The sequence below is a fragment of the Flavobacterium sp. UBA4197 genome (assembly GCF_002379575.1).
Classification (GTDB): Bacteria; Bacteroidota; Bacteroidia; order Flavobacteriales; family Flavobacteriaceae; genus Flavobacterium; species Flavobacterium inviolabile.
In genome coordinates, this window is the sequence record NZ_DFUB01000033.1 from 71221 (window position 1) to 90582 (window position 19362).

Annotated in this window: 19 protein-coding genes; 13 read left to right on the plus strand and 6 right to left on the minus strand. The window is 41.3% G+C overall.

From position 1 onward, the window contains the following. Positions 1-68: 68 nt before the first annotated feature. From B3394_RS16975 to B3394_RS17010, 8 genes are all read left to right on the plus strand, one after another. Entirely contained in the window at positions 69-686 is a 618-nt protein-coding gene (locus B3394_RS16975; protein ID WP_286927609.1) for a hypothetical protein, read from the plus strand. Positions 687-931: 245 nt separating this feature from the next. After that, positions 932-1774, plus strand: a complete 843-nt coding sequence (locus B3394_RS16980) for a universal stress protein (RefSeq protein WP_286927610.1) — start codon at positions 932-934, stop codon at positions 1772-1774. 154 nt (positions 1775-1928) lie between these two features. Continuing rightward, positions 1929-3053 carry a sensor histidine kinase gene (locus B3394_RS16985; RefSeq protein ID WP_177733862.1) on the plus strand — a complete coding sequence of 375 codons (1125 nt, stop codon included), beginning with the start codon at positions 1929-1931 and terminating at the stop codon, positions 3051-3053. Continuing rightward, the gene (locus tag B3394_RS16990) at positions 3028-3777 is read left to right on the plus strand and encodes a LytR/AlgR family response regulator transcription factor (RefSeq protein ID WP_218618713.1); all 750 of its coding nucleotides are present in this window, start codon (positions 3028-3030) and stop codon (positions 3775-3777) included. The genes B3394_RS16985 and B3394_RS16990 overlap by 26 nt, the downstream gene beginning before the upstream one ends. A 226-nt stretch (positions 3778-4003) precedes the next feature. Beyond that, positions 4004-5083, plus strand: coding sequence for an efflux RND transporter periplasmic adaptor subunit (locus tag B3394_RS16995; protein ID WP_286927611.1), 1080 nt, complete (start codon positions 4004-4006; stop codon positions 5081-5083). Positions 5084-5117: 34 nt separating this feature from the next. Next, complete coding sequence (locus B3394_RS17000; RefSeq protein ID WP_286927612.1) at positions 5118-8273, plus strand: efflux RND transporter permease subunit; 3156 nt, start codon at positions 5118-5120, stop codon at positions 8271-8273. After that, positions 8273-9682 (plus strand): TolC family protein, encoded by a 1410-nt coding sequence (locus B3394_RS17005; RefSeq protein WP_177733870.1) that lies wholly within the window; start codon positions 8273-8275, stop codon positions 9680-9682. The genes B3394_RS17000 and B3394_RS17005 overlap by 1 nt, the downstream gene beginning before the upstream one ends. Before the next feature lie 124 nt (positions 9683-9806). After that, positions 9807-10256: a GNAT family N-acetyltransferase gene (locus tag B3394_RS17010; RefSeq protein WP_177733872.1), complete on the plus strand. Its 450-nt coding sequence runs from the start codon at positions 9807-9809 to the stop codon at positions 10254-10256. A 9-nt stretch (positions 10257-10265) separates the two neighbouring features. Here the strand turns inward: B3394_RS17010 and B3394_RS17015 are convergent, their stop codons facing one another. From B3394_RS17015 to B3394_RS17025, 3 genes are all read right to left on the minus strand, one after another. Continuing rightward, entirely contained in the window at positions 10266-10706 is a 441-nt protein-coding gene (locus tag B3394_RS17015) for a DUF1801 domain-containing protein (protein ID WP_286927613.1), read from the minus strand. Between the two features lie 24 nt (positions 10707-10730). Beyond that, positions 10731-11498, minus strand: a complete 768-nt coding sequence (locus tag B3394_RS17020) for an MBL fold metallo-hydrolase (RefSeq protein ID WP_286927614.1) — start codon at positions 11496-11498, stop codon at positions 10731-10733. Between the two features lie 108 nt (positions 11499-11606). Beyond that, the gene (locus tag B3394_RS17025; protein ID WP_286927615.1) at positions 11607-12485 is read right to left on the minus strand and encodes a LysR substrate-binding domain-containing protein; all 879 of its coding nucleotides are present in this window, start codon (positions 12483-12485) and stop codon (positions 11607-11609) included. Between the two features lie 89 nt (positions 12486-12574). Here B3394_RS17025 and B3394_RS17030 point away from each other — a divergent pair, with 89 nt between their 5' ends. Further along, a complete protein-coding gene (locus B3394_RS17030) occupies positions 12575-13774 on the plus strand; it encodes an MFS transporter (RefSeq protein ID WP_286927616.1) in 1200 nt (399 codons plus the stop codon). Positions 13775-13803: 29 nt separating this feature from the next. After that, a complete protein-coding gene (locus B3394_RS17035; RefSeq protein WP_286927617.1) occupies positions 13804-14283 on the plus strand; it encodes a gamma-glutamylcyclotransferase family protein in 480 nt (159 codons plus the stop codon). Positions 14284-14312: 29 nt separating this feature from the next. Here B3394_RS17035 and B3394_RS17040 read toward each other — a convergent pair whose 3' ends face one another. Together B3394_RS17040 and B3394_RS17045 are read right to left on the minus strand one after the other, a co-directional pair. Further along, entirely contained in the window at positions 14313-14477 is a 165-nt protein-coding gene (locus B3394_RS17040; RefSeq protein ID WP_286927618.1) for a hypothetical protein, read from the minus strand. Further along, positions 14474-14881: a hypothetical protein gene (locus B3394_RS17045; RefSeq protein WP_286927619.1), complete on the minus strand. Its 408-nt coding sequence runs from the start codon at positions 14879-14881 to the stop codon at positions 14474-14476. The genes B3394_RS17040 and B3394_RS17045 overlap by 4 nt, the downstream gene beginning before the upstream one ends. Before the next feature lie 343 nt (positions 14882-15224). Here B3394_RS17045 and B3394_RS17050 point away from each other — a divergent pair, with 343 nt between their 5' ends. After that, on the plus strand, positions 15225-16136 hold the full coding sequence (locus tag B3394_RS17050) for a hypothetical protein (RefSeq protein WP_286927620.1): 912 nt from the start codon (positions 15225-15227) through the stop codon (positions 16134-16136). A 433-nt stretch (positions 16137-16569) separates the two neighbouring features. On the opposite strand, the gene B3394_RS17055 is transcribed toward B3394_RS17050, so the two are convergent. Then, on the minus strand, positions 16570-17469 hold the full coding sequence (locus B3394_RS17055) for a helix-turn-helix domain-containing protein (RefSeq protein WP_177733877.1): 900 nt from the start codon (positions 17467-17469) through the stop codon (positions 16570-16572). A 321-nt stretch (positions 17470-17790) separates the two neighbouring features. Here B3394_RS17055 and B3394_RS17060 point away from each other — a divergent pair, with 321 nt between their 5' ends. Together B3394_RS17060 and B3394_RS17065 are read left to right on the plus strand one after the other, a co-directional pair. Then, positions 17791-18204, plus strand: coding sequence for a (R)-mandelonitrile lyase (locus B3394_RS17060; protein WP_286927621.1), 414 nt, complete (start codon positions 17791-17793; stop codon positions 18202-18204). Positions 18205-18240: 36 nt separating this feature from the next. Further along, entirely contained in the window at positions 18241-19299 is a 1059-nt protein-coding gene (locus B3394_RS17065) for an NAD(P)-dependent alcohol dehydrogenase (RefSeq protein ID WP_286927622.1), read from the plus strand. Positions 19300-19362 lie beyond the last annotated feature (63 nt).

The window sequence follows — 19362 nt, forward strand, 5'->3', positions numbered from 1 at the left end:
AATTTCAGGTAAATCATTAGATTTGTAATCGTATCAATAATGATGATAGCCTAACGTTTAAATATACTATGAAACTAAAAAGAACTTTACTGTTTATAATCCTAATATCAAATTTTGCTTTTGCTCAAAATACCGTAAAAATCACAAACAATTACGGAAGTGAAAACCGGGAAATCCAGGATGTAATTGATTTTGAAAATATTTACATTGAACGACTGAATTTTGAAGGAGGTCAGCTTAACGGGAAATATTATGAAATAAATATCCAGGAATTTGTAAAAGGAAAATTAGTGCATAAGGAATTACTTTTTGATGGTGCTGAAACTGATTTCTTTAAGATCAATTCGGATAAAGAGTCACTAAAGTTTTTCTTTAAAATGGCTGACAGAAAGTTAAAAACCTATATAAGAGGAATGAAATTCGGAAGTAAGAAATCGTATTTTAAATTACAGGATGATTCCGATAAATATGCTTTAAAAGACTTTTTTGGCAGTAAAGAGGAGCTGTTTTTAGATATAAATTCCCAGCAGGAAATTCCGGTGTTTGCTATCATAACGCCAACAATCCATAAAGACGGCTCCGGTTCGTATTGCGAAGTTGTACAATCGGATATCAAGCCTGAAAATCTGGGGACACATTTTAAAATTCCGCATTATTTTTTAATAACAATGAAGTTTAAGAAGTAGAGGGCGAGGAGGAAGAGGCAAAGGGCAAGAAGTAAAAGGCAAAGGGCAAGAAGCAAAGGGCAAACAAACAACAACCTAAGGGCAATTCCTAATTCGTAATTCTTCATTTCTAATTCTTTATTCTCTTTTCTTCAGTAAAGCTTTCCTACGTTTCAGGAGCTAAAATTGCTTTTCGGGTAATATTTCCATAAGTACATACACAACAAAAGGACAACTTTGCCATAGTGTAATCTTTCTATCTACTTATGATGAACAATGCCAACACCATAACCATTATTGCGGCAACCAATTTTAGCGCTATTGCGGAAAATGCCGTACTGTATGCCGCCGGTTTAGCCAAAACCGTAGGCGCAAAACTGCTGCTTTTCAACTCGTTTTCGCTGCCGGTTCATTCGGCGAATTCCCATATCACTTCCGACGGGATTCAAAAGCAGATCGACAATACAACAAACAAACTGAAACGACAGGCGGAAACACTGGCACAGCAGTTTGGAATTGAAACAACCGTTTTTTGCAGCTATTCCTTTCTGGAAGAACAACTGGTATTGCTGCTGAAAGAAACCAACGCACAGTTGCTGGTTATGGGCATGGCGGAACGTTCACTCGAACAGACACTGATTGGAAATTCTACCACTTCGGCAATCAAAAACATCAATATTCCAATACTGGCAGTACCGCTGAAAGCACACTTTGAAGCCGCCCGGAAAATACTCTTTGCCTGCGATACCTTTAAGGAAGTCCCCCTAAAAAAACTCTCCTGGCTGTGGGAAGCCACAAAACTGATAGACGGCGAAATAGAAGTCTTTAATGTCACCGAAAAAATAGATAGTTTAAAAGCATCCGACGCATCGGCACTGGCAAAAAATATAGCCGAAAGCGAATTTCAGGATGTCAGATACCTTTATAAAAGCGTTCGTTCCAATGCGGTTATAGCCGAGATTGAAAAAGAGATCCGGAATTTTGATGCCGATATACTGGTCATGATACCTCAAAAATACGGTTTCTGGGATTCGCTGATCCACCGCAGCAAAACCGGAATCATGGCTTCCGGCTTAAACATACCGCTGCTGTCATTGCCCAACTATTAGCCGGATAGGCGAGAAAAACAGTAAAATATGGTACTGAGGAATGGTAATTTCATTTTAAAAAACTATATTGGCACTAAGCCCTTAAAACGGCAGCAAACAGCACATATAAAAATCCGATCTTGAATATTTTTGCAGGTCACTATACCATCTGTACATGATTGAAAAAATAAATATATACCTCATTAGCCGGTGGAGGAAAGTAGTTTTTGCACTGCTCTCCTTAATCATGTATTATGTGGTATCCTTTTTTTTGCATCCCGATGCTTACTACTGGAAATTCTTTTTTACACAGCCACTGCTCGATCAGATCATCGATGTGACCGTATCATTGCTGTTCTGTCTGATTATTTCAAGGATCAGCATTATCATTAACAGCAAACTGAACGAATCGCTGCCCTGGACCGAAAAAACACTGCAACGGGCGGTTATACAGACCGGTTTACAGATTTTATGCATCGTACTGATCATTGCTTTTCAGGTAATTGTGAGTTTTTATGTGTATGATATGGACTGTGAGAACGATCCCTTATGCGATTTTAAAGGACTGTGGAATTGGGTGAGTGCCAGTATTATTATTGCTTTGATTATCAGCGCAATCAATACCAGTAATTATTTTATTGAAAGCTGGAAGAAAACGGCACTCGATGCGGCGGAACATCGTTTGAAAGCAGCCGAAAACAAAAGGGCTGCAGCCGAAGCCGAACTGCTTGCCTTAAAACTGCAGATCGATCCGCACTTTGTATTCAACAACCTGAGTGTACTGTCGGAACTCATATTGGTAGATCAGAAACTGGGGTATGATTACTCTGAAAACTTTTCCAAAGTTTACCGCTATCTTTTGGTAAACTCCAAAAAGGACATCATAAAACTGGCCGACGAATTAAAATTCTTGCGATCCTATATTTTCCTGATTCAGAACAGGGTAGGAAGTGGTGTGTCCTTTGAGATTGCTATTGACGAAACGGCACAAAACTTATATTTGCCGCCGTTAACGCTGCAATTCCTCATTGAAAATGCCTTAAAGCACAACAAAACCATCAAAAGCGATCCTCTGAAAATTAAGATCTACAACAGCGGAACCGACACCTTAGTGGTTGAAAATGAACGCATCCCGATACAAAGTGCTGTATTGTCCTCCGGATTGGGACTGAGCAACATCATGGGCCGGTACAAACTGCTCACAGACAGAACTCCCGAAATAATCAAGGACAGCCATACGTTTAAAGTGATAATCCCATTAATAGGCTATGAAGATGAAGATAGTAATTATAGAAGATGAAAAACCGAATGCGGATCGCCTGCAACGACTAATCAAAGAAATTCGCCCGGAGGCGGTAGTGCTGTGCGTACTGGAAAGCATAGCCGAAAGTGTGGCCTGGTTTTCAAACAACAGCAGCCCGGATCTGGTCATGATGGACGTGCGCCTGAGCGACGGACTCAGTTTTGAGATCTTCTCCGGTATAAAACTGCTGTGTCCGATAATTTTTACCACGGCTTACGACGAATATGCCGTGAGAGCTTTTAAATTCAACAGCATCGATTACCTGCTCAAACCGGTTGAAAAAGAAGAATTGGAAACCGCTTTTGAAAAGCATGAAAACCAGCCCCATAGCAACCTTCAGAACAGGCTGGACAGTCTGCTGAATTTTGTAACCCATAAAGACTACCGTACCCGGTTTTTACTCCCGTACCGCGACGGCTTTAAAACCTTAATGATCAGTGATGTGGAATACTTTTATTCCGAGCTGAAAGTCACCCGTGCGCGCCTGCTTAACGGTACGGAAGAAGTCGTACCGCAAACCATGGAAGAACTGGAACACCAGCTGGATCCGAAAACCTTTTTCCGGGCAAACCGCCAGTTTATCATACACATCGATTCGATACAGCATGTGTACAACCACTTTAATTCCAAACTGAAAATCGTACTCAAAAAAAGCAGCGATACCGAGATCATCATCAGCCGTGAAAAAGCGGGGATCTTAAAATCCTGGATGGATTATTAAACGGCAGCTTTACCGGAACAATGACGGTAATTACCGGTCGTGAACCCCTGTTTTTACTCAGAACGGCTATTCTTCGTTTCAGCAGTAAAAAACGACGTTTCGGTTAATTTCTTATATTTTACAGGGGCTTCCCGTTGTTATTTTGTCGTCTAAAATTATAGTATTCGATAAAATGACAAAGCCAATTTTCCAAAACAACAGGACCTTGATAAAGGTTTTCGTGGTAATGATTATGATAAGCCTCACCTCATGCGGACAAGGAGGCAACGGAGAGGCACCGCAAATGCCCAAGCCGGAAGTCGATTTTTTTATAGCCCAGTCCACAACCGGTGAAGTCGAGAAAAAATACCCCGGCAGCATTGAAGGAAGCGTTAATGTTGATATCAAAGCACAGGTGTCTGGCTATCTTGAAGCGATTTATGTTAAAGAAGGAGAGTATGTACAGCAGGGACAATCCCTGTTTAAAATTAAGGGAGATGTTTTTGCCGAACAGGTAAACAATAGTCAGGCTGCCTATAAAGCGGCTTTGGCAAACCTTTCCAACGCCAGACTGGAAATTGAAAAAATAAAACCGCTGGTAGCCGGAAAAGTAGTTTCAGAAATCCAGCTGCAAACCGCTCAGGCAAATTATGAAGCAACGGTAGCCCAGGTAGCTCAGGCAAAAGCAGCCTTGGGTTCTTCGAAGCTTAACGCCGATTTCTCACTGATAAAAGCACCGGTAAGCGGTTACATCAGCCGTATTCCGAACCGTATCGGGAACCTGGTTACGCCTAATGATGCTGCACCGTTAACCACTTTATCTGAAATAAACAACGTTTTTGTATACTTCTCAATGAGTGAAGCCGATTATTTGGCAGTATTGAGAGAAGGCATGTCCAAAACACCGGTAAGCCTTATTTTAGCCGACGGAAGTACCTATGAACACAAAGGGAAACTGGAAACGGCAAGCGGAAATATTGACCGTACTACCGGAAGTATTGCACTAAAAGCAATTTTCCCGAATCCGGAAAAATACCTGCGTGCCGGCGGTTCGGCAAGAGTGGTGCTCAACAACAGCCTTTCTGCTGTACTGACCGTTCCGATGGCAAGTGTAAAAGACATACAGGACAAGTTTTTTGTATTTACGCTGACCGCAAACGATAAAGTTGCGATGACCCCTATAGAAATAGCCGGAAGTGCAGGTAATAACTACTTTGTGAGCAAAGGCATAAAACAGGGCGATAAGATCGCACTGAACAACATTGACGTCCTGAACCACGAAATGGTTGTAGTACCCAAAGTAGCAACTTTAGCGGCTAAAAAATAAACAAACCCATTGATTTAATATAAATAACATTTCCATGTTAAAAAACATAATAGACAGGCCGGTACTGGCTACCGTAATTTCCATTGTATTGGTAATACTTGGAATCATTGGCCTTACAAGATTGTCGGTAACCCGCTTTCCCGATATTTCGCCACCTACAGTAATGGTGAGTGGTTCCTATCCCGGAGGGAATAGCGAAACCGTTATCCGTTCGGTAGTAACACCGTTGGAAGAACAGATCAACGGGGTGGAAAACATGCAGTACATTAAATCGACTGCCAGTAACGACGGTTCGTTTTCCATCAACGTGGTATTCAAACAGGGTGTCGACCCGGATCAGGCAGCTGTAAACGTACAAAACAGGGTACAGCAGGCAACGCCAAAACTGCCGCAGGAGGTAATCCGTATGGGATTAACCACTTCCAAGCAGCAGAACAGTATGATCGTTATCTTTAACCTGTATACAGACGACAACAGCAAATACGACGAATTGTTCCTGCAAAACTATGCGAATATCAACCTGGTACCACAGATAAAACGGGTACCGGGCGTAGGACAGGCACAGATTTTCGGGGCTAAGGACTATTCGATGCGTGTTTGGCTGGATCCGCGTAAAATGGCAAATGCCGGGCTGATCCCTTCCGATGTAACGCAGGCAATAGCCGACCAGAGTCTGGAATCGGCTCCGGGTAAACTGGGGGAAGAATCAAAATCGGCTTTGGAATACATTATCCGTTACAAAGGGAAAAAGAATAAGCCGGAACAATATGAAGATATCGTTGTTAAAAATGACGGACAGAACATACTGCGCCTTAAAGATGTGGCGCGGGTAGAATTCGGATCCATTTCCTATAGCGGTGATAATATGTCGAACGGTAAAAATGCCGTTACGGTAGCGATCCTGCAAACCTCTGGCTCGAATGCCAATGATATTGAAATAGGCGTTAACCGGGAAATCGAAAGACTATCAAAATCCTTTCCGCCGGGTGTGAAATACGTAAGTGTAATGAGTACCAAAGAGCGGTTGGATGAAGCCACCGGACAGGTAAAATCGACCTTGATCGAAGCTTTCCTGCTCGTGTTTATAGTTGTGTTTATCTTCCTTCAGGATCTGCGTTCTACGATTATTCCGGCGATAGCTGTTCCGGTAGCGATTGTAGGAACATTTTTCTTCCTGCTGGTATTCGGTTTCACGATCAACATCCTGACGTTGTTTGCATTGGTACTGGCCATTGGTATTGTGGTGGATGATGCCATTGTGGTGGTCGAAGCCGTACACAGTAAGATGGAAGAAGATGCCGGCCTTACGGCTAAAGAGGCTACCCATACGGCCATGTCGGAAATTACCGGGGCGGTAATCTCGATTACACTGGTTATGGCTGCGGTATTTATTCCTATCGGTTTTATGACCGGATCATCGGGGATTTTCTATAAGCAGTTTGCCTATACTTTAGCCATTGCCATTATCATTTCGGCAGTAAATGCACTAACGTTAACGCCGGCTTTATGTGCCTTATTGTTAAAGAATAACCATAGCGGAAACCACCATGATGCGGTGCCGGAAACAAGCTTTAAGCAGCGTTTTTTTACCGGTTTCAATACCGGTTTCAACAACCTGACCGGGAAATACATTAAAGGTGTTCGTTTTCTGATTAACAGAAAATGGCTGGCAGCCGGTCTGGTAACAATTGTGAGTGCGGTTGCTTTTCTGATGATGATGAGCACGCCAAAGAGTTTTGTACCGCTGGAAGACGACGGATTTATGATCTACAGCTTGTCGATGCCGCCGGGAACTGCCCTGGATCGTACAACCGAAGTGGTTAAGAAAATTGAAAAAACACTGGACGGAATGGAAGCCTTTGACAACCATACCAGTATTACCGGATTTAACATCCTGAGCAACAGTGCGAGCCCGGCTTACGGTTTAGGATTCTTAAAACTAAAACCGAAAAAAGACAGGGGAGCAGTAAAAGATATTGAAGCCATTTTAAATGATGTGAACGCCAGATTGTCTACGATAAAAGAAGGTTCGATCATGGTACTGCGTATGCCTCCGGTAGAAGGATTCGGAGTAACCAGTGGTGCCGAAATCGTGTTACAGGACCGGACGGCACGTGATCCGGCGGTACTGAAAGCGATGGCCGATAAAGTAATCGGACAGATCATGCAGCAGCCGGGTGTGCAATTTGCTTATACTACTTTCCGTGCCGATTATCCGCAGCTGGAACTGGAAGTTGATGAAGACAAAGCGAAGCAGATGGGCGTAAGCGTCCGGGATCTGTTAAACAATATTCAGACCTATTTTGCAGGAGATCAGTCGGCTGACTTTACCCGTTTCGGGAAATTCTACCGTGTGAATGTTAAGGCAGACGGTATCTTCCGAACCGATGAAGCCGCTTTTAATGAAATATTCGTACGCAATGCCAAAATGGAAATGGTACCGGTTAAAGCTCTGGTTACTCTGAAAAAGGTGTACGGACCGGAATCGGTGAACCGCTATAACCTGTACAACTCCGTTAGTATTACAGCTGTAGCCTTACCGGGTTATAGTAACGGAGAAATTATGGGTAATCTTGAAAAAGTACTGGACACGCTTCCGTCTGATTATACTTATGAATGGACCGGATTGAGTTTAGAAGAAAAATCGGCAGGTAACCAGACGGTAGCGATCTTCGGATTGTGTCTGCTATTTGTATTCTTCCTGCTGGCTGCACAGTATGAAAGCTATTTACTGCCATTGGCGGTATTACTGTCCATACCAACGGGAATATTGGGGGCTTTTGCCGGAATTAAAACGGTAGGACTGGATAACAACATTTATGTACAGGTAGGATTGATCATGCTGGTAGGACTGTTGGCCAAAAATGCCATCCTGATTGTGGAATTTGCATTGCAAAGGCGAAAATCGGGATTATCAATCATTGAAGCCGCGATTGAAGGAGCGAGATCCAGGCTGCGCCCGATTATCATGACCTCACTGGCTTTTATTGTGGGAATGATACCGCTGATGTTTGCCACAGGAGGTACCGCAGTAGGAAATAAATCCATCAGTATAAGTGCTGCGATAGGAATGTTAAGCGGAGTGGTATTAGGTGTTTTTGTCATACCGTTGCTCTTTATATTCTTCCAGTATTTACAGGAAAAGATTTCCGGTAACAACAAAATGAATCAGACTATAAACAGAAACTAATGAAAATAGTAAACAATATAGCGATTGCCTTATGTACCGCCATGATTGCATCGTCCTGTGTGGTGGGTAAAAAATATGCCCGTACGGATTTAAACACTCCGGAACAATACCGGGAACAGCTTGCGGTAACGGGAGATACCCTTTTACTGCCGTGGAAAAGCTTTTATAAAGATCCTTTGCTGGCAGAACTTATCGAAAAGGCACTGGCAAAAAACAACGAAGTGCTTACGGCTGTTAAAAGTATGGAACAGCTGGACCTGGCCTATAAACAGGCGAAGCATTCACTGATGCCCACATTGGAATTTTCAACCGGGGCAAACCGGACCTATCAGTCCAGAAACTCTTTAAACGGCTCGTTAAGCGAGCAGTTTACCGGGAAAAACTATCTGGATGATTATAGTGCAAACCTGAGCCTTTCGTGGGAAGCCGATATCTGGGGCAAGGCTGCTTTGCAGAAAAGAGATGCCAGAGCGGGTTATTTTGCCCAGAAAGAAAACCTTTCGGCATTAAAAACCAGGATCATTGTCCAGGTGGCACAGGCATATTACAATCTTTTGGGACTGGATGAGCAGCTCAAAATTGCTGAGAAAAATATTGAACTATCGGACAATACTTTAGCAATGATGCAATTGCAGTACAAATCCGGGAATATCAATTCGCTGGCAGTCGATCAGACCGAAGCACAGAAAAAAACAGCTGAATTACTCGTACCGCTGGCGAAAACAAATATAGCGGTGCAGGAAAATGCCCTGCGTATTTTGTGTGGCGACTATCCGGACAGCATACAGCGTTCGGGCAGCCTGGATGTGAATGCGCTGCATGATGTTTTTGACGCAGGTGTTCCGGCGGCACTTTTAAGCCGGAGACCGGATGTAAAAGCAGCAGAATTTGCGGTAATGTCTGCTACGGCAAAAACCGGACTGGCAAAAGCGGCCATGTATCCAAGGCTGAGCATTACCCCGCAAATAGGTGTCAATTCGTTTGAATTTGACAGCTGGTTTGATTTTCCGGGTTCGGTTACCAAAAATATAGCGGCGAATCTGGTACAGCCAATTTTCCAAAAACGAACGCTGCGCACGGCCTATCAGGTAGCTCAGCTGGAACAGGAAAAAGCGGCGATACAGTTTAAACAATCGTTTCTGGTTGCCGTTGGGGAAGTATCTGACGCCTTGTCAAAAATAAAATATGCCAAAGAGCGCCTACAGCTGATAGACCAGAAAACGGCTTCTTTGGAGAAAGCGACAAAAGGAGCGATGCTGCTTTATAAAAGCGGTATGGCAACTTATCTGGAAGTTATTACAGCCCAGAATAATGCCCTTCAAAACGATCTGGAAGTCATTAACCTCAAACTGGAAAAGCTAAATGCATCCGGCGATTTGTACAGAGCCCTTGGAGGTGGTGTTAATTAGAATCTGAAACACAAAATTCCTTTTCCGGCATATCCAGTTAATGCTCCTTACTGGGTGTGTCCGGATCAGGTTTTTTGTATATTTATAAGAAATCAGCATTAAGCATCATAACAATTAAAAACAGATGAAAATAATATCCGTCCGGGAAAACCCCGAATATAAAGATAAAGCAATACACTATTTACAGCAGGCATGGCAGGAAGTATCGCCTGTTATATATGAAGACTGTATCACGCATTGTATCCATGCCGAACAGGATTTGCCACAATGGTATTTACTGGAAAAGGATGCGGTGATTATCGGCTGTGCCGGACTGATCACCAATGATTTTATCAGCAGGGGAGAGCTGTACCCGTGGGTTTGTGCTATTTTTATTGAAGCGGCACACCGCGGCAATAACTATGGAGCCTTACTGGTTGAAAAAGCAAAAGAGGACACCCGTAAATTTGGTTTTAAATACTTAAACCTTAGTACCGACCATGTGGGGTATTATGAAAAAATGGGTTTCCGCTATATCGGTCAGGGGTATCATCCCTGGGAAGAAGAATCCCGTGTTTACCAGCTTACTTTATAAGCATCGGTATTATTCCCTGCTGATTCTGGAAATGGAAGAACCGGTAACGGAAGCCGGTTTGGTCCTGTCCTGAATGGCCAGTTCAATAGCCGACAGCAGCAATGCCTTAACTTTTTCGTTTCGGTAATCTTCGACAGTACTCACCGGAATATGCCGGATCAGTTTCCCCGTACCGGTTAATAATTTGTCCGGATCGGGCAGCAATGTTCCTTTATTAAAACCTAAATTCAGGTGACTGGTATAGATGGGCAGCATGCAGAAAGCATCCGAAAGCGTGTCGGAAACGGAAAATACAGTAGTGAGCGCATGCGTATGATACAGCAATTCATTGCTTTCGGGATATAATTCCAGTATACAGGCTCTCAGATCGTGAAACAATTCCTGTATGTTTGTTTCTTTTAACTCCAGAAAATACAGGAAATCAGGATGTACAGGCTTTGCATGTTTCATAATGGCAAAGGGATAAAATTTCCGTTATAGTACTATTCCGGCCGGTTGGAATTCGGCGATATCATGATAGCCAAAAACGGTTATTTCCGGATGTTCCGCAACAAAGGCACGAATGCGGTTTAGTGTTTCGATTCGCAGACCATCATTATCAGCTCTCATTCGGGCTAGTTCATTTACCGGATGTTCCGCATCGGTCAGTTCCACTTTCATATAATAAGCATCCCCGATATAGAATAACCATCCGGATTCGTGTTGTAGCGCCACACCGCAATGTCCGAGGGTATGTCCGAAAAGCGGGATAAGGTATAGCTCCGTATCGGAATTCAGGTTTACTTTACGGGCTTCAAATCCAAACCAGGTTGCTGTGCTTCCGGCATAGGTTACAATGGTTGGGTTATGATCCAGCTGCTGCGGTAAATATCTCGGATTTCCGCTTTTAAAATTTTGATATTCTTCTACTCCTACATGCACGACCGCATTCGGGAAATCGGCAAGTCCGCCGATATGATCCGGATCCAGATGCGTAATCACGCAATGGGTAACCTTGTCCGGATCGAGCCTGAGCTGTTCGATCTGTTTTATGGCGGTACGCGCTTCGTTAAACTGAAAACCCACAATATCAATCAACGGTTGTCCGATTCGTTCGTCCGGATTTTGAGTGTCTAATAACCCGATTCCGGTATCAACAAGATACAGTTCCGCATTATTTTCAAGTAATAAACAGTGTCCGATAACATTATCGTTAACCGGTGAAACAATCTTTAAACAGTTTAAATGGTGCAGCGTCGTCATTTGATTAAAATAAAGGGTTGTAATTTCAGTGTCAAGTTACAAAAGTTCAGGGGTATTGCAGCGGTCTTTGACAAGCCTTTTTCCGGCCGGAAGGGTATGTGGCTGATTTTATGCCTTGTTCAGCCGGATCAGTATATCGAGAAAGGTCGTTACCGCTTTTTTTTCATAAACCTCTTTCAGGGCAATAATCATCGCTGTCCGGATCATATTATTTCCTTTAACAGGAATGGCAAACAGCTCCTTTTCATTGTTAATGGTTGTCTGTGTCAGTATCGTATGCCATTTTCCGGTTCTCACCAATTCAAGCAGCGTGGGAATATCGTTTATTTCAATAGCAACTTTCGGTTGCAAACCGGCTTTTAAAAAAGCATTGCCCATAAACTGACTGGTACTGTATCCGCTTGCCGGAAGTGCCAGAGGAAGTTCGCTTATCTCTTTTAACGAAATAGCCGTTCGCTGGTTAGCAAAAACGGCATCAGACGTTACCAGCGACATTGGTGCGCTAAACAGTTTTTGGTGCTTAAAATGTTTTGCCGAAGGTGTTTCCTGGAAGGTAAGGATGACATCCAACTCGAAGCTGTTTAATTTTTCAATCAGTTCTTTTGAAGTCCCGAAAACAATTTCAAAGCTGATTTCCGGAAACTGCGCGTTAAGCTGAATGATGGCCTGCGTTAGGGTATGCCGCAATCCATAGGTTACGCCAATCAGGATTTTTCCGGTATTCAGGTTGTTCAGGTCTTTTAATAACTGGAAACCGTCATTTGCCTTGTTAAGACTCTGCAAGGCATATTCTGCAAACAATCCGCCGGCTTCCGTCAGTGTTATGCGTTTGCCAATCCTGTTAAATAACGGAACCCTCAGCTCGTCTTCCAGTTGTTTGATTTGCTGCGATAAGGTACTTTGGCTTATGTGTAATGCGGCAGCGGCTTCGGTAAAGTTGAGAAATTCCTTTGCCTTTAGGAAATAGCGGAGTTGTCTGAGTTCCATTTTATAATCGGTTTTATCGATTGATTGTATCGAAAAATAGCGTTTTACAAATATATAAAATCTTAAGAAGTTTGTAGAAATTATTCAGAATGATCAAGAATATGCAGGAAATCGAAAAGCAGCCATTACTCAAAAACATGGTATTAGGTGTCGCTCAAATCTTATTGTGGGGTGGTTCTTTTTTTATTTTGGCAATTCTGGCAGCGCCGATCATGGAAGAAACAGGCTGGTCGCATCAGTTTGTTTACGGTTCTTTGTCGCTGGCCTTATTGGTTTCAGGATTGTTATCGCCGGGAATTGGCAGGATAATTAACCAAAACAGTACTAATACAGTCTTGTTGTATTCGGGTATTGTGATGGGAGTAGGGCTGATTGTTATCGGTTTGTCGGAACATGTTATCTTGTTTTTGTTCGGTTGGATTGTGGTGGGAATTGCCATGGGAATGGGCTTGTATGACGCATTATTTGCAACATTGGGCAAAAAGAAAGGCAAAGAAGCGGGTAAATCAATCTTACAGATTACCCTTATTTCCGGATTTGCGCCCACTGTTTCCTGGCCGCTTGTTTCCCTGCTTCTAAGCCGGTTTGGCTGGCGGAACACCTGTTTTATATATGCGGTGCTGCTCATTATCGCAATATATCCGATACATCGTTTTGTTTTTAAAGCGGACGCAGTTACGGGAAAAACAATATCTCCGCCGGACCTTACAGGAGGGAAGACCAATGCGATATTCCGTTCTGGCGCTTTTTACTTATTGCTGGCAAACTTTACAATTGGTGCTGTATTAATGACCGGAATATCCATTCACCTGATTGCTATTTTACGAGATAACAATATCAGTATGGTCAAAGCAATAAGTCTGGCTGCACTATTGGGGCCAAGTCAGGTAGGTGTCTGGATATTGGATCTGATCCTGTCTGAAAAAGCGCCCATAAAAACGGCAGTGATGTCTGCAATAGCCATTTTACTGGGATTACTGCTCTTTTTCTTAGGTCAGGAAGTAGCTTTCCTGGGCGTTATCTTTTTTGGAATGGGAAACGGAATGCGCTCTATTTTAAGAGGAACATTGCCTTTGTGGCTTTACGGACAGGATAATTATGCCGTAATTATGGGTAAATTAGCCCGGCTACCGTTAATTGCTCAGGCCATTACTCCTTTTATAGGCGGTTTTATCATACAGAATTTTAATACGACGGTATTTTTAAACATACTATGCGGGTTTGCCATGCTCAATATTATTTTAATAATGCTGCTGCAAAAAAGCATACCGCATGCAATATCGGAATAGTGGTATAATATAGAATAAAAGTGTTGAAAATGAATAGTAAAACAATGAATATAGCAGAAATTATAACCGGTTTAAATAAGAACAGCCGGGTGCCGGACATTATGGTAAACCGTTTGGAAAGTTTTGATTTAACGGAAACTGAAAAAGCATTTTTTAAGAAATTCAAACCCGAAAATTACCTGATTATTTACGGTACTCTTGCTCCGGGAAAGCCGAATCATCATATTATGGAGCACATCCGGGGAGAATGGCAGCAGGCAACAGTAAAAGGGAAGCTGGAAAACAAAGGCTGGGGAGCCGAAATGGGATATTATGGCTTCCGGCATGCTGATGCCGGAGAACAAAATGAAATTGAAGCCTATGTTCTTTTTTCAGACGAACTGGTTGCCAACCGGAAATACCTTGATGATTTTGAGGGAAGCGGTTATAAACGGATCCTGGCCAGCTATAAAAAGAGCAATGGGGAGACCGGTGTAGGCTATATTTATGCTATAGCGGATGATTTTTAATAAATGAACGGAAGTAGGAAATTAGCCGTTTACCAATTGGAATGCTGTTTTAAAAGTTCCGGGTTTATGGATCTTTTGATATAAACATAGCGGTAGCGGTTTTTTGCGGTAACATAAAGTGTATCACCATGAACAGTGAATTCCTGTGTCTGTTTTCCAATTTGCCAGCCAAGCTGTCCGGTTTGGGTAATCAAATCTCCGGTAATTTTGCCTTTTTTAGATAAAGGACTCCTCTCCACCCGGTATAAGCAGGATCGAACATGTTTTGGGTCAGTATCGAGTCGTTTCTGTCCAAATGAAACAGGTTGTAATTGCCGTTTCCGTAAAACCGGTAAACGCCATAAATTGTATTGCGGTTGTTATGATTGTTTCGCGCTAAGATATTTTGTTGTTGTACACTGCCGTTGTAATAAACCGGAAGGAACTCTTCATAGATTACGGTGGTGTCAATTTGCGCCAGTATCGATTTGTCAAAACTGGCTTTATTCTGAAATACTTTAGGATTAACCGGAGCTTGTGAATAGCCGTTTTTAAGAATGGTTGTCTGTAAACAACCCGTCAGAAGTATCAAGAATAAAATCGGGAATAGTTTTTTCAAGGTTCAAAGGGGTGTTTGTAATAGGATAAGGTTATGAATTAAAATTAAATATATAATTCTGATGCGTAGTTAAAATAAGGATTATTTAGGTAAAATTTATACCGGTAAAAAAGCCAGACTATTTAAAGTCAGGCTTTTTTACGCTTTAATAGTACGTTTTTTTTACCATGAGTAGATTTGCGTAGTTAAATATTTGTTTCAGTATTACATAACACGCATTTTTGTTATTTACGTATTGATAATAATGAAAAAAATAGAGCAAATTGTCCTATTTAACTATGTTGGGTGCAATTTTCCTTAAAATATTAAAATGTAACAATAAAATATTCTAAATGGTAATAGTATGTTTTTCTCTTTAAAAAATAAAAAATTATTTATAGTTGGTTTTATTGTAACGCTGTTATCCTGTAAAACCTTAATAAACAAAACGAACAATGCTTCGGATGTAAATTACATTCCTTATTATTCACAGGTATATAAGGCAGACAGTTTGTTTCTGACTAATAATTTCCAGAAAAGCTATAATATTTTAGATAGTTTGTTTCAAAAGTACGAGCCGCATGAGACTGAAAATATCAATGAATATTCTACTTATATAGCATGCTCGGTATTAACGGGTAATACCGATAATATTGAAACAAAAATAAGAAAAGGGTATTCTAAATTTGGCGGAATAGGAATTACGCATCCTAAAAGAGATAGTATTGGGAAAGTACTTATAAAATATAATCTGTTAACGATTGAAGAAAAAAGAAATCTAAGGAAAGAATATTTTAAACAATTTGACCCGGTTTTACGAAATAGAATAGAAAGAATGTTTAAGGAAGATGAAGCGGCCAGAGTGCCTGAATTGGATTATGTAACAATGAGGTTTTACCAGAAAAAGCATAAAAAAGAAATAAAAGAGATAATTGCTAAATATGGATATCCTGATTATCAGTTAATAGGAAGTACGGGAAGCTTTGAAGAAGTACCGGTTAATTTTATGATAATATTTATGCATCAAAAAGACAGTTTTAAGAAGAAATACTTAAAAATGTTGTATGACAATATGGTTAATGGAAAATTAGCACCGGAAGAGTATGCCATAATAGTGGATAGAACTTATTTAGAAAAGAAAAAATCAATTTACGGAACAATTATACAACCGGGGTTAGCATATCCTAAAAAACTCGATTCCATAAGAACAACAATTGGTTTACCCAATGTTGATTATCAAATATGGGCATTTAAGAAAAGATTTCCGGATACTTGAAAGGTATTTTGATAGCCGGTTTCATTATTTCTGATGCATCAAAGTGATTTTTTTTACCATGAGTAGATTTGCGTAGCTAAATATTTGTTTCAGTATAAAATAATAAACAATTTCGTAAATCAATTGTTGATGTGATGAAACATATTTGGTTAATTATACCCTTAATTATGATACTGTTGTGTATAGTATATATGCTTTATATAAACTTATATGTTATGCCTGTATTGATAATTATTTCTCAGTTTATTGTAATTTATATAAAGATGAAAAATAAAAGGAATCAATAAGTAGCTCTTGTATATAAAAAAGGTTACGAATAAGATTCTTATTGCTTAATTGAAATTTACAGCTGTATAAAAAAATAGAATTAAGTGAGCTGAAAAATCGGGAAGGCCATGTTTAAAATAATTGCATTTTTTCTATTGGTAATCCGTTAGTTATTCATCACCCGGTATTCATTAGGCGAATACCCCATACGTTTTTTAAACAACCGGCTAAAATGCTGCGGATATTTAAAACCCAGTTCATAGGCGATCTCACTTACAGATTTGTTGGTATCAAAGATCTTTTCTTTTGCCAGATCCATCAGTTTTAGCTGAATATACTCCTGAGCCGATTTACCGGTTTCCTTTTTGATCAGGTCACCAAAATAATTGGCAGATAGATGCAGTTGTGCCGCACAATAGGCTACAGACGGTAAACCCAGTCGCTGCGGTTTATCGGATTGGAAATAATCGTGAAGCAGATTTTCAAAACGTTCCAGTAATCCTTTATGAACATGGTCACGGGTTACGAATTGGCGGTCATAAAAACGAACGCAGTAATTCAGGAACAGTTCAATATTGCTGACGATCAGTTTTTTGCTGTGTTTGTCAATGGCATGTTCCAGTTCAAACTGGATTTTAGATAGGCAGTCCACAATCACTTTTCGCTCCGTTTCCGATAAATGAAGCGCTTCAAATACTTCATACGAAAAAAAGGTATAATCGTTGATATTGCGGCCCAGTGAAGTGCCGTGAATCAGATCCGGATGAAACGTCAGCGCATAGCCCTGCGGCTGGTAATGCTGACCGTTATTTTCAATACCGATAACCTGTCCGGGACCTAAAAAAACCAGCGTTCCTTCCTGGTAGTCATAATAATTACAGCCGTAGCGCATATCGCCGCAATGGATGTCTTTTAAGTAAATGGTATAAAAACCGAAATTCATCCTTTGATGCGGGCGCGGTTCCGATTTAGACAGATCAATCACGCTGACTAACGGATGCAGTGTTTCCTGTCCTAAAAGTTTATTATAATCGCCTACATGATCCAATCTTAAAACTTTGTCCATCACTTTACCATTTTAAACAAATCAAAATTAGTACATTTAAGGATAGGTTTTTTAGTGGTAAACCGCAATCAGTAATATTGGTATGCAATACTGTAATCGGTATAACAAAAGATTGGCAAATAGGTAAGAATTTTGTACCGATGTTAAAAGGAACGCGATACGGAGATTGGTTTCAAACCAATTTTTCAGCGGGTCCCAAAGAAGCGGACAACAGGTAGAATCACTAAAATAACATGTATGCAAAAATAATTTATCCGGTTTGTACTTTTCGCCGCCTTTGTATCCTTTTTACCATCCTGTAACCCTTCAAAAAATATCAATATGAATGCCAACAGCACTAATGAAAAGGCTATTTTTCCAACAGGAGAAAGAGGTTCTGCCGCTTATTTTTCGGGTACCACCCGGGTTAAAATATTAATCCAAAAAGGAGGTGATGTAAACTATTCCATTGCCAATGTACAGTTTGAACCGGCTGCCAGAACCAACTGGCACACGCATCCTGCCGGGCAGGTATTACTGGTAACCGAAGGAAACGGTTTTTATCAGGAAAAAGGGAAACCGGCAATTGCTATTGCAAAAGGCGATACAGTTAATATTCCGGCAAATGTTGAGCACTGGCACGGAGCGGCATCCGGCAGTCATTTTACCCATATTGCCATTACCAGTTATAAAGGGGATGAAAATGTGGTCTGGCTGGAACCGGTAACCGATGAAGAATACAACAGCATACAATAATTCTATAGAAAACAACAAGCAATAAACAGAAAAACAATGGAAAAATTCACCGTAAAAGCATACGGGACACAGGCTCCCGATGCAGCAATAGCACAACTAAGTATCGACCGCAGAACCGTAACGGCTAATGATGTGGAAATCGAAATCCTGTATTGCGGCGTTTGCCATTCCGATCTGCACACGGCACGCAACGACTGGGGCGGTACGATTTATCCGGCTGTTCCGGGACATGAAATTGTAGGTAGAGTGAGCAGTGTAGGTAGCGGAGTAACCAAATTTAAAGTAGGCGATATCGCTGCGGTTGGTTGTTTGGTCGATTCCTGCAGAGAATGCGAGCAATGTAAAAATGATCTGGAACAATACTGTATTCCGGGATTCACAGGTACCTACAACGGTAAAGACAAACATCTGAACCAGCAGACTTTTGGCGGTTATTCCGAAAAAGTGGTAGTCGACCAGCATTTTGTATTAAAAGTGCCTAAAAACCTGGATCTGGCTGCGGCAGCACCGTTATTATGCGCCGGAATTACCACCTGGTCGCCATTAAAACACTGGAAAGTAGGAAAGGACAGTAAAGTGGCCGTAGTGGGATTAGGCGGACTGGGACACATGGCTATCAAATTGGCAAAAGGACTTGGGGCTCATGTAACATTGTTTTCCCGTTCTCCGGAAAAAGAAAAAGACGCTTTGGAACTGGGCGCCGATCAGGTAATCATTTCAACAAGTGAGTCACAAATGGCTGAGGTAGGCGGTAAATTCGACTTAATTATCGATACCGTTCCTTATGTACATGATGTAAACCATTATATCCCAACTTTAAACATTAACGGTACAATCGTATTGGTAGGTTATTTAGGGGATCTTAACCCGATGCTGAACACCGTTCCGATGATTTTAGGCAGAAAATCGGTTGCCGGCTCTGTTATTGGCGGCATCGCTGAAACTCAGGAATTACTGGATTTCTGCGGAGAGCACAATATCGTTTCGGATATTGAGATCATCAAAATGCAGGATATTAACGAAGCTTATGAGCGTATGCTGAAAAGCGATGTGCGTTACCGTTTTGTGATTGATATGGCATCATTAAAAAACTAAAAGGACGGGACATTATAAATAAAAAAAGGAAAGTCACAGGCTTTCCTTTTTTGTTTAACGGGA

What these genes read in the sequence shown, in the direction of transcription:
- B3394_RS17015 (WP_286927613.1), bottom strand. Translation starts at nt 10,706, where the DNA reads ATGAAACATGCAAAGCCTGTACATCCTGATTTCCTGTATTTTCTGGAG.
- B3394_RS16995 (WP_286927611.1), top strand. Translation starts at nt 4,004, where the DNA reads ATGATTATGATAAGCCTCACCTCATGCGGACAAGGAGGCAACGGAGAG.
- B3394_RS17030 (WP_286927616.1), top strand. Translation starts at nt 12,575, where the DNA reads ATGATCAAGAATATGCAGGAAATCGAAAAGCAGCCATTACTCAAAAAC.
- B3394_RS17065 (WP_286927622.1), top strand. Translation starts at nt 18,241, where the DNA reads ATGGAAAAATTCACCGTAAAAGCATACGGGACACAGGCTCCCGATGCA.
- B3394_RS17000 (WP_286927612.1), top strand. Translation starts at nt 5,118, where the DNA reads ATGTTAAAAAACATAATAGACAGGCCGGTACTGGCTACCGTAATTTCC.
- B3394_RS17020 (WP_286927614.1), bottom strand. Translation starts at nt 11,498, where the DNA reads ATGACGACGCTGCACCATTTAAACTGTTTAAAGATTGTTTCACCGGTT.
- B3394_RS16990 (WP_218618713.1), top strand. Translation starts at nt 3,028, where the DNA reads ATGAAGATAGTAATTATAGAAGATGAAAAACCGAATGCGGATCGCCTG.
- B3394_RS17010 (WP_177733872.1), top strand. Translation starts at nt 9,807, where the DNA reads ATGAAAATAATATCCGTCCGGGAAAACCCCGAATATAAAGATAAAGCA.
- B3394_RS17025 (WP_286927615.1), bottom strand. Translation starts at nt 12,485, where the DNA reads ATGGAACTCAGACAACTCCGCTATTTCCTAAAGGCAAAGGAATTTCTC.
- B3394_RS16975 (WP_286927609.1), top strand. Translation starts at nt 69, where the DNA reads ATGAAACTAAAAAGAACTTTACTGTTTATAATCCTAATATCAAATTTT.
- B3394_RS17035 (WP_286927617.1), top strand. Translation starts at nt 13,804, where the DNA reads ATGAATAGTAAAACAATGAATATAGCAGAAATTATAACCGGTTTAAAT.
- B3394_RS17055 (WP_177733877.1), bottom strand. Translation starts at nt 17,469, where the DNA reads ATGGACAAAGTTTTAAGATTGGATCATGTAGGCGATTATAATAAACTT.
- B3394_RS17050 (WP_286927620.1), top strand. Translation starts at nt 15,225, where the DNA reads ATGTTTTTCTCTTTAAAAAATAAAAAATTATTTATAGTTGGTTTTATT.
- B3394_RS17005 (WP_177733870.1), top strand. Translation starts at nt 8,273, where the DNA reads ATGAAAATAGTAAACAATATAGCGATTGCCTTATGTACCGCCATGATT.
- B3394_RS17060 (WP_286927621.1), top strand. Translation starts at nt 17,791, where the DNA reads ATGAATGCCAACAGCACTAATGAAAAGGCTATTTTTCCAACAGGAGAA.
- B3394_RS16980 (WP_286927610.1), top strand. Translation starts at nt 932, where the DNA reads ATGATGAACAATGCCAACACCATAACCATTATTGCGGCAACCAATTTT.
- B3394_RS16985 (WP_177733862.1), top strand. Translation starts at nt 1,929, where the DNA reads ATGATTGAAAAAATAAATATATACCTCATTAGCCGGTGGAGGAAAGTA.